Source organism: Mesorhizobium sp. J18, from assembly GCF_007829525.1.
Lineage (GTDB): Bacteria > Pseudomonadota > Alphaproteobacteria > Rhizobiales > Rhizobiaceae > VLJP01.
Genome location: NZ_VLJP01000005.1, coordinates 36,957 through 48,222 on the forward strand (window position 1 = coordinate 36,957; position 11,266 = coordinate 48,222).

The following is an 11,266-nucleotide window of genomic DNA, read 5'->3' on the forward strand; positions in this document are numbered from 1 at the left end:
ATGCTCTTCCAGCCTAGGCAGCCGGAACGCGTCTCGCAAGGCTAAGCATGTCGGATGTTTACACAGTCCGGCCGTTTCGAGGCTACCGCTCCTGCGGCTTGCCGGTCGATTGGCGGATATGCAGTTCCGGCCGGATAAGCTCCTGCGTCAGATTGACCTCGGCACCGTTCAGCCGATCGAGAAGGACGCGCGCCGCCCGCCGCCCCACTTCGCGCTGCCCGTTCCATACGGTCGTCAGCGCGGGCGTGGCAATGGCTGCCTCTTCAAGATCGTCATAGCCGGTGACCGAAATATCCATGCCCGGAACCAGCCCCGCCCGCGCAATGCCGTTCATCAGGCCAATGGCGACGAGATCGTTCCAGCAGACGGCCGCGGTCGGCTTGTCCTTGGCCGCCAGGAACTCGCCGGCAACTTCAAATCCCGCCTGCTTGGTTCTTGGGCCGGGAAAGCGCCATTCGGGCCGGACTTCCAGCCCTGCCTTTTCCATTGCCGCCACATAGCCCTGATAGCGATGCCGGCCGGTGGAGGTCTGATCGGTGCCGCCGATCATGGCAATGCGGGTATGGCCGAGGGAGATCAGGTGATTGGTGGCGAGACCCGTGCCGTAGGCGTCATCGCCGCGAAATACGGGAACATTGGCGCCCTCGACGCTGCGGGCGATGAGAACGGTGGGCAGACCGTTCTGCTCGACCATGCGGATATCCTCAGGCGGCGTGCCGATCGCCGGGGACATGATGACACCATCGGCGCCGAGCTGCAGCAGCGTGTCTATGAAGGTGCGCTGTTTCTCGAGCTGGTCGTAGTGGTTAGACAGCAGGAATGTCTGCCGCGACCGGTCGAGCTCGCTTTCGATTGAGCGCAGGATTTCGGCGAAGAATGGGTTCATGATGTCGTGCACTACGACGCCAATGATCCCGGACCGGGATGTGCGAAGGCTGGCGGCACGACGGTTGTAGATATAGCCGATCTCGCGCGCATGTTCCTTGATGCGCTCGCGTGTGGAATCGGCCACCAGCGGGCTGTCACGCAGTGCCAGCGAAACGGTGGCGGTCGAGACGCCCAAGGCCTCGGCGATCGTCGAGAGCTTTATCTTCTGCGCCAGGGCTTCCCCTCCGCGGACTTGTCTAAACAGTTTAAATCCGCCTTATGGCACCGAGCCCGAAGGGTCAAAGCTTTTTTGCCAGCGTCTCGTTCTCGGCATTGGGCGCGGCACGGGTCCTGACCCGCAGGCGGTGTTCGCGATGCACGATGTAGAGACCGCTGGCCACGATCACCGCCGCGCCCGCAAGCGTCCAGCCATCGGGAAACTGGCCAAAGACAAAGTAACCGAAAGCAATCATCCAGACCATCTGCAGATAGGGATAAGGCGCCAGAGCGTGGGTCGTGGCCTGCCTGTAGGCCAGGATCAGCAGATAGTGACCGAGGCCGCCAAACAGGCCAAGGGCCAGCAGAATCGTCCAATGCCACAGCTCGGCTGGCAATGAAGCATATTGCGGCACGATCGGCAGCATCAGGATGACCGGCGTCAGCGCCGAATAGAAGATCAGGCTCTCGGCCGTCTCTCTCGCCCCCATGCTTCGCGTCATGATCACATAGAAGACATAGCTGAGCATCGAGCAAAGAGAGAAAACATAGCCAATGCCGAAAACACCGAAACCCGGACGCGTGATGATCAGCACGCCGACGAAACCGACCAGAACTGCGCTCCAGCGCCGCCAGCCCGCCCATTCTCCCAGAAGCGGCCCTGCCAGCGCGGTGGTCACCATGGGCGCGAAAAAGGCGATGGATACCGTTTCGGCAAGCTGCAATGTCTGCAAAGCGAAGAAATTGAATATGGTGGAGCCGAACAGGAAGCCGCCGCGGAGCACCTGCATTGGCAGGCTTGTGGTCCTGAAGGCAAGATGGCTTCTCCAGGTGCGCAGGAAAAAGAGCACCAGCACCAGATGCACGGCAAAACGCATCCATGCAATGAAAGGTGCGGCCATACCCGTCCCCACCAGATATTTCGCGCTGGTGTCCAGACAGGAGAAAAGGAAGCCGGCTGCGAAGACGAGCGCGATTGCCGAACCCGGCGTTGCGCTCTCGGTGGGTCTGTCGATTTTACTCACGCTCCGGGCGCGGATTTGTTGATGTCAGGCCTTCTTTCCGCGAGTCGGCGAGGCCTTGCAAGTCAAATTCCAATACGGATAAGGGAACGATCAGGCGGCCTCTTCTTCCGCCTCGCTTTCGTCGGGCAGTTGCTCCTCGCCATTCTGGGAAAGATTGGTCTCGACGCGCCGCAAAAGCTTCGCCAAGGCCTTCTGCTCTTTTTTATCGAGCCCTTTCAATGCCTGCTTTTCGGTTCGACGCACCGATTTCTCGATTGCGCGGATTGCTTCCTGGCCGGTTTCGGTCAGAAAGACATGTGCCTGGCGCGCATCCTGATCCGACGCCCGCTTTTCGAGAAATCCCTGGGCCATTAGCCGGTTGATCGTCTTTGTGATCGTGGGCGGCCGCACGCCCAGCTTTGTGGCGAGCTGACTTGGTGTCTGCCCATCCTCACTCGCAAGCGCGAGCATGATCTGATCCTGCCCTGCATAGAGCCCCAGGCTGAGAAGGCGTGTTGCGAGCGAAGTGCGCGATAGCCGGGCCGCCGATTGGAGTCGACCGATAACCGCGCCCTTGGCAGTCTTCGTCATGCAGGCCCTCCTTTGTTCCGGCACCTTGCCTGATGCCCATGCTGCACGATAACTTTGCCGGCACAATCGCGCCAATGCCAGAACGGCATGTCAATCTGATGACACGGAAACCGCCCATGCCTTCACGGCCGGAAAAGATTGCCGTCCTGCCGCTCGGCGCAACCGAGCAGCACGGACCGCACCTGCCCTTCGAGACGGATGCCATCATCGCCGAGGCTATCACCTTGCGCGCAAAGGCAAAACTGCCCGCCGACCTCAATATCGATTTCCTTCCGGTCGAGAAAGTCGGCTATTCGATTGAACATTCGGATGTCGCCGGCACGAAAACCCTTGCCTATGACGATGCGATCCGACGCTGGATCGGCATCGGCGAGAGCCTCTTCAGGACCGGCACGCGCAAATTCGTCATGCTCAACGCCCATGGCGGCAACTCGCCCCTGATGACGATCGTGGCGACGGAACTGAGAGCGCGTTTCGGAATGCTGGCGGTCGCCACGAGCTGGACGCGATTCGGCTATCCTGACGAAATCGTGACTGCAGAGGAAAAGGCGTTCGGCATTCATGGCGGACTGATCGAGACCTCGGTCATGCTGGCGCTGCGGCCCGATCTGGTCGATATGGCGAAGGCCCGGAACTTTCCCTCCAACCAGGAGGATTTCAGTCGCGAATTCAAGCATTTGCGCGCCTACGGGCCACATGCCTTCGGCTGGATGATGCGTGACCTCTCCAAGGAAGGAGTGGCGGGAAACGCTGCTGCCGCCACCGCCGACGCCGGCGAGAAGATCCTCGACAATGCCGTTGCCGGCTTCATCGAGCTTCTGGTCGACGTCGATCGCTTCGATATGTCCCGGCTGGCGTGAAGCGGGTCGTGCAATTTCGGATGTGCCGGCCTATATGGAAGCCATATTCATCACATACCGCCCGCGAGGGAATTCATGGCCGATACACAGACGCAAATCCCGGTCACGGTGCTGACCGGCCATCTCGGTTCCGGCAAGACCACGCTGCTCAACCGCATCCTCTCGGAGGATCATGGCAAGCGTTATGCCGTCATCGTCAACGAATTCGGCGAAATCGGCATCGACAATGACCTGATCGTGGAATCCGACGAGGAAATCTACGAGATGAACAATGGCTGCGTCTGCTGCACTGTGCGCGGCGATCTCGTGCGTGTCGTGGAAGGGCTGACCCGCCGTCCCGGCCGTTTCGACGCCATCATCGTGGAAACCACCGGGCTGGCCGACCCCGCACCGGTGGCGCAGACCTTCTTCATGGACGATGATGTGCGCGCCAAGACGCGGCTTGACGCCGTGGTGGCGCTGGTCGATGCCAAGCATCTGCCGCTGCGGCTCAAGGACAGCAAGGAGGCCGAGGACCAGATCGCCTTTGCCGATGTGGTTCTGCTCAACAAGACGGATCTCGTCAGCCAGGAGGAGTTGACCCAGGTCGAAGCGATGATCCGTGCCATCAATCCTTCCGCACGCATCCATCGCACCACGCGCGCCGGCATATCGCTTGACGAGGTTCTCGACCGTGGCGCATTCGACCTGAAGCGCGCGCTCGACAACGATCCCCACTTCCTCGACCACGATCATCCGGACCATGTCTGCGGGCCGGACTGCGATCACGACCATCATCACCACCATGATCATGATGGACATGACCACCATCATCACGGCGAGCTTTCGGCCATTCACGACGTGACGGTAAATTCGATCTCGTTACGCGCCGGCGAAATGGACCCGAAGAAGTTCTTTCCCTGGATTCAGAAAACGACCCAGATGGACGGCCCGAACATCCTGCGGCTGAAGGGCATCATTGCCTTCAAGGATGATCCGGAACGCTATGTCGTGCAGGGCGTACATATGATCATCGAGGGCGACCATCAGAGACCGTGGAAGGACAATGAGAAGCATGAAAGCCGTCTTGTCTTCATTGGCCGCGACCTCGACGCCGAGCGGCTGAAGCGCACCTTCGAGGCGTGCCAGGCGGCCTGACGAAAGAATGCCAACCGTTGCCCCGCTCGATCTCGATGGCCACTGCGTGGCCGTCGCATGGCTTTCCGACATTCCCCATTTCGCGCTTGCGGACGGGATAGTCCACCGTCTCGACAACGGCCACAAGCATGTCGAAGCGCATGATGGGCTGCTCTGCGCGGTTACAGACCTCGACGGCAGAACGTTGATCACCGGTGGCGAGGACGGCAAGGTCATGTCGGTCGCTTCCGACGGGACAGCGGTGCAGTTCGCCGAACTCGGTCGCAAATGGATCAGCAGCGTTGCATCGGGACCGCAAGGTGCGGTCGCCTATGCCAGCGGACGCGCCGCCTATGTCCGTTTTGCGGACGGGAACACCCGCCAGTTCGATCATCCGCGATCGGTGGAAGGACTGGCCTTCGCGCCGAAGGGAATGCGCCTGGGCGTGGCCCGTTACAACGGCGCAACGTTGCATTTTCCGGCAACCGAAGGCAAGCCGACCGAACTCGAATGGGCCGGAGCGCATACCGGCATCACCTTCTCGCCCAACGGTGAATTTCTCGTCACCACCATGCAGGAAAATGCGCTGCATGGCTGGAAGCTCTCCGACGGTCGCCATATGCGCATGACCGGTTACCCGGCCAAGGTGAAGAGCATATCCTGGAGCGTGAAAGGCCGCTGGTTGGCAAGCTCCGGAGCCCCAGCCGCAATCGTCTGGCCTTTTCAGGGCAAGGACGGCCCGATGGGCAAGGCGCCGCTGGAACTCGGCACGCGCGGCGACCAGATGGTCACGTCGGTTGCCTGTCATGTTACAGACGACATAGCAGCCATCGGCTATACGGACGGCATGGTGCTGGCGGCCCGCTTCGCCGACGAGAAGGAGGTCTTGCTGCGCCGGCCCGGCAAGGGAGCCATAACCAGCATGGCCTGGGACCGCGAAGGCCGCCGCCTCGCCTTCGGCACGGAAGCCGGCGATTGCGGCGTGATCGACATTTCGGCCTGAATATCTTGGGAACTTTTCGGCCCGCGGCCGCTTGTGCCGGCAGCGAGAATTTCCATGATTTCCCAGGATGACAAGGAAGCGCGGTCCAAGACCCTGAAAACGGTGCGCGAGGAGGCGGAGGGCTGCACACGCTGCGATCTCTACAAGAACGCGACGCAGACCGTCTTCGGTGAAGGCCGGCGCTCGGCAAGGGTGGTTTTCGTAGGCGAACAGCCGGGCGACAAGGAGGACATCGAAGGGCGCCCATTTGTGGGGCCGGCCGGGACGCTGTTCGACAACATCCTCGAGGAAGCAGGCATCGACCGGAAGAAGACCTATGTCACCAATGCCGTGAAGCATTTCAAATTCGAACCGCGTGGCAAGCGGCGCATCCACAGCAAACCCAATGCGGGTGAAATCCGCGCCTGCCGCTGGTGGCTGGACCAGGAACTGACCATCATCCGGCCGGACGTGGCCGTCGCCCTGGGCGCGACCGCAGCACGGGCCCTGACCGGAAAGCAGGTGCCGATCACCAGACTGCGCGGCAGCGTCGTGGAAAGCGCCGAGGGCGTTCCGGTTCTCATCACCGTTCACCCCTCCTATTTGCTGCGCATTCCCAATGCAGCCGAGAAAGAGCGGGAGCGCGAGCGGTTCGCAAAGGACATGCGCAAGGTGAAGGAGCTGATGAAGGGTTAGCGAGATGAACTCAGATGGGATCATCTCGCTCTGATGTCGTCGGTGCCGGGTTTACCGAACAAGCACCGCCCGCAGGTCGTTGACATTTGTTCCCGTCGGTCCCGGAACGAAGAGATCGCCCAAAGCTTGGAATGCGGCCCAGGCGTCATGTCCGTTGAGGAGTGCCTTCGGATCAAGCCCTGCCTCGCGCAGCCGCGAAGCAGTTGTGAAGTCGGCAAAGGCGCCTGCATTGTCTTCCGAGCCGTCGATTCCATCCGTATCGGCAGCAAAGGCATGGATACCCGCAATACCGTCTATGCCGAGCGCTAGGGCGAGCAGGAATTCCGTGTTGCGTCCGCCGCGCCCGCCCTTCTTACGGATCGTCACGGTCGTCTCGCCGCCTGAAAGCATCACGACCGGTTTTGCGAAGGGCCGGTTCTTCCGCGCTATCTCACGCGCGATGGCCGCATGGACCGAGCCCACTTCGCGGGCCTCCCCCTCGATGGCGTCGGAAAGGATCACGGCCTCGATACCTTGCCGCCGCGCTTCCGCGGCGGCCGCTTCGAGCGAGACGGCGGCCGATGCGATGACATGCACTTTGTTGCCGGCGAAACGCTGATCATCCGGATACGGGGCATCGGCCTCCGGCGATTCCAGATGGCGCATGGCGGCAGGCGGGAGATCGAGACCATAGGTCTTGACGATCCGAAGCGCGTCTTCGCGGCTGGCCGCATTCGGAACGGTGGGCCCCGAGGAGACCAGGGCAGGATCGTCGCCGGGAATATCCGAGACGACAAGGGTTACAACGCGCGCCGGATGCGCAGCAGCGGCCAATCGGCCACCCTTGATCACAGACAGGTGCTTGCGCACCGTGTTCATGGCGGAGATCGGCGCACCCGAGGAAAGCAGCGCCTTGTTGACGGCAATCTCGTCCTCCAGTGTCAGGCCGGTCGGAGGCGCCGGCAACAGTGCCGACCCGCCGCCCGAAATCAGCGCCACCACGAGATCGTCCGGCGTCAGATTGCTGACGAGATCAAGCAGGCGGCGGCTTGCCTCCAGCCCCGCCGCATCGGGCACCGGGTGCGATGCCTCCACCACCTCGATGCGTTCGCATGGCGCGCCGTAGCCGTAGCGGGTGACAACGAGGCCTTCCAGCAGCCCTTGCCATTCCCGTTCGAAGGCCTGCGCCATTTGCGCGGCGCCCTTGCCGGCGCCGACAATGATGGTGCGTCCCTTCGGCGGCTTCGGCAAAAAATTGCGGATTGTCTTTGTAGGGTCGGCCGCGGCCACAGCGGCTTCGAAGAGGGAAGTGAACAGAGTACGCGGCTCGATCATGCGGCAGCATCCTGTAAATGGATCTCAACCGCCGGCCTTCCCTTCATTCTTCACTGCCCTCCCCGCGACGTAGACCTCCCGCACGGCGCGGTCGTCGCCGAGTGTCTGCAGGAGAAAGAGCTCTTCCGCAAGGGTCCCGACCCTTTCCATACGCAGGGCCATCCCCGGTGTCGCCTTCGCATCGAGCACGACGATATCCGCATCCGTACCGGGCTCCAGCGTACCGACATGATCGACGAGCGACAATGCCTCGGCATTGCCGCGCGTGATCTGCCAGAAGGAAGCCAGCGGATTGAGCTTCTCACCCTGCAACGCGACCACCTTGTATCCCTCGTCCATGGTACGCAGCATGGAATAGTTAGTGCCGCCGCCGACATCGGTCGCGCAAGCCACGCGGAGCGGCTTCTCCCGCCTTTTATAGCGATGGTAGTCGAACAGGCCGGAGCCGAGGAAAAGATTGGAGGTGGGGCAGAAGACGGCTACGGACTGCGTTTCCGACATGGCATCCACCTCACGTTCCGACAGATGGATGCAATGCCCGAGCAGGCTCTTCGGGCCAAGCAGCCCGTATTTCTCGTAGATATTCGTGTAGTCGAGCGCAGACGGATAAAGCTCCTGCGCCACAGCGATCTCAGCAGCATTTTCAGACAGATGCGTCTGGATATGCAGATCGGGATGCTCTCGAGCGAGCGCGGACGCTACATCCATCTGCTCGGGTGACGAGGTAATCGCAAAACGCGGTGTAATGGCGTAATGCAGGCGGCCCTTGCCGTGCCAGGCGGCGATGAGCGCCTTGGTGTCGTCGTAGCTCGATTGCGGCGTGTCGAGGACTCCATCGGGCGCGTTGCGATCCATCATCACCTTGCCGGCGATGACGCGCATGTTTCGCTCCAATGCCTCCACGAAGAAAGCGTCGGCGCTTTCCTTGTGCACCGAACAATAGGCCGCGACCGTGGTGGTGCCGTGCCGCACAATCTCGTCGAGGAACAATCGTGCGATACGACGGCCGTGCTGCGTGTCGTGGAACTTCGCCTCCTCCGGAAAGGTATAGGTGTTCAGCCAGTCGAGCAGTTCCGCGCCGTAGCTGGCGATGACCTGCATCTGAGGCACATGCACATGCGCATCAATGAAGCCGGGCAGGATGAGGTTCGGCCTGTGATCGACGACGTCAACCCCTTCGCCGGCCTGGTGCGCAATATCGTCATATGCGCCGGCAGCAAGGATTCGCCCGCCTTCGAGCAGGATCGCACCGTCTTCCTCATATCGGTACGAGGCATGATCGTCAGGAGCCTTCGGTTCGCTGAGAAAGCTCAAGATGCGCCCGCGAAGGAAAAGCCTTCTCATTGCGTCTCCTCGAACCAGGTGACGAGCAATGCGCGCTCCTCAGGCGTGATGCCGGAAACATTCCCCGGCGGCATGGCATGGCTGCGGCCCGCCTGCAGGTAGATTTCACGCGCATGGGCGGCGATTGCCGAATCCGTATCCAGGACGACGTCCTTGGGCGGCCAGCGGACGCCTTCATAGCCGGGCTCGGCCGCATGGCACATGGCGCAGCGTCCCATCACCGTATCGCGAACGGCCGGGAAATGTGCCGAGGCGATGAGGTTCTTTTCGGCAGCCGACAGCTTCTCCTCGTCGGTAAGCATTTTCGGGACCGAGGATAGCCACATGACGGTGATGAAAAGAACGGCCGCCGCGCCCCATGTCCAGTGCGGATTGCCTTTTCGCGCATGCACCGTGTTGAAATAGTGCCGGATCAGGACGCCGATGATGAAGATCAGCGATGCGATTATCCAGTTGAACTCCGTGGCGAAGGCCAGCGGGTAGTGGTTCGAAAGCATCAGGAAGACGACGGGTAGCGTCAGGTAGTTGTTGTGCAGCGAGCGCTGCTTGGCGATCCGGCCATATTTCGGATCCGGCTTGCGGCCGGCGATGAGGTCGGCCACCACGACCTTCTGGTTGGGGATGATGATCAGGAAGACATTCGCCGTCATGATCGTCGCCGTGAAGGCGCCGAGATGCAGGAAGGCCGCACGGCCGGTGAAAAGCTGCGTGTAGCCCCAACTCATGAAGACAAGAACGGCGTAGAGGACCAGCATCAGGCCGGTATCGCTCTTGCCGAGCGGCGACTTGCACAGAAGGTCATAGACGATCCAGCCGAGGCCGATCGAAGCGAGCGAGATGAGGATGGCGACCGGCACCGAAACGTCGAGCACATTGCGGTCGATGAGATAGAGTTCGGCGCCGCCATAATAGACGATGCAGAGCAGCGCGAAGCCTGAAAGCCAGGTAGAATAGGACTCCCATTTGAACCAGGTGAGGTGTTCCGGCATCGCAGCCGGCGCAACCAGATATTTCTGCACATGATAGAAGCCGCCGCCATGCACCTGCCATTCCTCGCCATAGGCACCCTCGGGCAGACCGGGCCGCTGGCGCAAGCCGAGATCGAGCGCGATGAAATAGAAGGATGAGCCGATCCAGGCGATGGCGGTGACCACATGCAGCCAGCGCACGCCGAAGCTCAGCCAATCCCAGGCAATCGCGAACTCGTTCATTTTCTTGGTCCCTCGCCTTGCGACGATGCGACTTTACGGCCTCGCATTCAAACGGAAAGGGGAGTCATGCACGATGACTTTCAAAAAAATCTGGAAAATAATGGTCCGTTTAGGAGGGGAACCGAAAAATGACGTGGTTCTGAATGGCCTATCTCGACAATATCGCGGTGTTCGTGCGGGTGGTTGAACTCGGCAACCTGTCTGCTGCCGGTCGCGACATGCGCATTTCGCCCGCCGTGGCGTCCAATCGTATCAAGGAACTGGAAAGGCATCTGGGCGTGCGGCTTCTTAACCGCACCACGCGCCAGCTCACACCGACCGAGCAGGGCAGCGTGTTCTACAAGGGCGCCAAGCAGGTTCTGGAGGCTGTCAGCGAGGCAGAGGCCGCCGTCGCGGCCCTTTCCGGCAAACCGCGCGGCACCATCCGGGTCACCGCGCCGCTCGGGCTCGGACGCCGCCTCATCGCAAGCGGCATACCCGAATTCCACGACAAATATCCGGAGATCGAGGTGCGTCTCAGGCTGTCCGACCATGAGGTCGACATGATGAAGGAGGGAATCGACGTCGCCTTCAAGCTCGGCCTGCTGGAGGATTCCAGCCTGCGCATGCGCGGCATCATGGATTGCGAACGCGTGCTGGCCGCCTCGCCGAAATACCTCGAAAAGCGCGGCGAGCCGACAAAGCCTCGTCAGCTCATCGATGACCGTCACGACTGCCTGATGCTGCGATTTCCGGGCGTGCGGGAGCACTACTGGACGCTTCTAACGGAAAACGGACCGAAAAAATTCGAGGTTAGCGGCCCGTTCGATTCCGATGATGGCGACGTGATCACCGGCTGGGCGCTCGCTGGACGCGGCATCATCAACAAGCCGCGTTTCGAGATAGAACCTTTCATCCGGGACCGCCGACTGAAAGTCATCCTGGCCGACAATCCGCCTGTACCGGTGAAGTTGGCTGCCGTTTACCCGCACAAGAAGTTCCAGGACCCGAAGGTGCGCCTGCTCCTGGATTTCATGGCCGAACGCTGTCAGCGTATGATTGGCGACATTCTTGCAGGACGGTAAT

General features: G+C 61.2%; 11 protein-coding genes. 5 read left to right on the forward strand and 6 right to left on the reverse strand.

Annotated elements, in window-relative coordinates; translation table 11 throughout:
* Positions 1 to 82: 82 nt before the first annotated feature.
* The 3 genes from L598_RS03100 to L598_RS03110 form a co-directional block, all read right to left on the reverse strand.
* Entirely contained in the window at positions 83 to 1,102 is a 1,020-nt protein-coding gene (locus L598_RS03100; RefSeq protein ID WP_144860273.1) for a LacI family DNA-binding transcriptional regulator, read from the reverse strand.
* Positions 1,103 to 1,166: 64 nt separating this feature from the next.
* The gene (locus L598_RS03105) at positions 1,167 to 2,060 is read right to left on the reverse strand and encodes a DMT family transporter (protein WP_246658606.1); all 894 of its coding nucleotides are present in this window, start codon (positions 2,058 to 2,060) and stop codon (positions 1,167 to 1,169) included.
* 138 nt (positions 2,061 to 2,198) lie between these two features.
* The gene (locus L598_RS03110) at positions 2,199 to 2,678 is read right to left on the reverse strand and encodes a MarR family transcriptional regulator (RefSeq protein WP_144860277.1); all 480 of its coding nucleotides are present in this window, start codon (positions 2,676 to 2,678) and stop codon (positions 2,199 to 2,201) included.
* A gap of 116 nt (positions 2,679 to 2,794) precedes the next feature.
* On the opposite strand from L598_RS03110, the gene L598_RS03115 reads away from it, so the two are divergent.
* The 4 genes from L598_RS03115 to L598_RS03130 all read left to right on the forward strand — a co-directional run bounded on the left by L598_RS03115 (position 2,795) and on the right by L598_RS03130 (position 6,332).
* Positions 2,795 to 3,538 (forward strand): creatininase family protein, encoded by a 744-nt coding sequence (locus tag L598_RS03115; protein ID WP_144860279.1) that lies wholly within the window; start codon positions 2,795 to 2,797, stop codon positions 3,536 to 3,538.
* A gap of 75 nt (positions 3,539 to 3,613) precedes the next feature.
* Complete coding sequence (locus tag L598_RS03120) at positions 3,614 to 4,675, forward strand: GTP-binding protein (protein ID WP_144860282.1); 1,062 nt, start codon at positions 3,614 to 3,616, stop codon at positions 4,673 to 4,675.
* 7 nt (positions 4,676 to 4,682) lie between these two features.
* Entirely contained in the window at positions 4,683 to 5,657 is a 975-nt protein-coding gene (locus L598_RS03125) for a WD40 repeat domain-containing protein (protein WP_144860284.1), read from the forward strand.
* A 54-nt stretch (positions 5,658 to 5,711) separates the two neighbouring features.
* Positions 5,712 to 6,332 (forward strand): UdgX family uracil-DNA binding protein, encoded by a 621-nt coding sequence (locus L598_RS03130; protein ID WP_144860286.1) that lies wholly within the window; start codon positions 5,712 to 5,714, stop codon positions 6,330 to 6,332.
* Positions 6,333 to 6,383: 51 nt separating this feature from the next.
* Here L598_RS03130 and L598_RS03135 read toward each other — a convergent pair whose 3' ends face one another.
* From L598_RS03135 to L598_RS03145, 3 genes are read right to left on the reverse strand one after another with little or no spacing between them, the layout of a single operon-like run.
* Positions 6,384 to 7,646: a glycerate kinase gene (locus tag L598_RS03135; protein ID WP_144860288.1), complete on the reverse strand. Its 1,263-nt coding sequence runs from the start codon at positions 7,644 to 7,646 to the stop codon at positions 6,384 to 6,386.
* A 24-nt stretch (positions 7,647 to 7,670) separates the two neighbouring features.
* Positions 7,671 to 8,990 (reverse strand): guanine deaminase, encoded by a 1,320-nt coding sequence (gene guaD / locus L598_RS03140; protein WP_144860290.1) that lies wholly within the window; start codon positions 8,988 to 8,990, stop codon positions 7,671 to 7,673.
* A complete protein-coding gene (locus L598_RS03145) occupies positions 8,987 to 10,201 on the reverse strand; it encodes a urate hydroxylase PuuD (protein WP_144860292.1) in 1,215 nt (404 codons plus the stop codon). The genes guaD and L598_RS03145 overlap by 4 nt, the downstream gene beginning before the upstream one ends.
* Positions 10,202 to 10,344: 143 nt before the next feature.
* Here L598_RS03145 and L598_RS03150 point away from each other — a divergent pair, with 143 nt between their 5' ends.
* Positions 10,345 to 11,265, forward strand: a complete 921-nt coding sequence (locus L598_RS03150; RefSeq protein WP_144860294.1) for a LysR family transcriptional regulator — start codon at positions 10,345 to 10,347, stop codon at positions 11,263 to 11,265.
* Position 11,266: the final 1 nt, after the last annotated feature.

Excerpts from the sequence above, each read along its gene's own strand:
- L598_RS03110 (WP_144860277.1), bottom strand. The coding sequence starts at position 2,678 with ATGACGAAGACTGCCAAGGGCGCGGTTATCGGTCGACTCCAATCGGCG.
- L598_RS03130 (WP_144860286.1), top strand. The coding sequence starts at position 5,712 with ATGATTTCCCAGGATGACAAGGAAGCGCGGTCCAAGACCCTGAAAACG.
- L598_RS03150 (WP_144860294.1), top strand. The coding sequence starts at position 10,345 with ATGGCCTATCTCGACAATATCGCGGTGTTCGTGCGGGTGGTTGAACTC.
- L598_RS03115 (WP_144860279.1), top strand. The coding sequence starts at position 2,795 with ATGCCTTCACGGCCGGAAAAGATTGCCGTCCTGCCGCTCGGCGCAACC.
- guaD (WP_144860290.1), bottom strand. The coding sequence starts at position 8,990 with ATGAGAAGGCTTTTCCTTCGCGGGCGCATCTTGAGCTTTCTCAGCGAA.
- L598_RS03120 (WP_144860282.1), top strand. The coding sequence starts at position 3,614 with ATGGCCGATACACAGACGCAAATCCCGGTCACGGTGCTGACCGGCCAT.
- L598_RS03125 (WP_144860284.1), top strand. The coding sequence starts at position 4,683 with ATGCCAACCGTTGCCCCGCTCGATCTCGATGGCCACTGCGTGGCCGTC.
- L598_RS03135 (WP_144860288.1), bottom strand. The coding sequence starts at position 7,646 with ATGATCGAGCCGCGTACTCTGTTCACTTCCCTCTTCGAAGCCGCTGTG.
- L598_RS03145 (WP_144860292.1), bottom strand. The coding sequence starts at position 10,201 with ATGAACGAGTTCGCGATTGCCTGGGATTGGCTGAGCTTCGGCGTGCGC.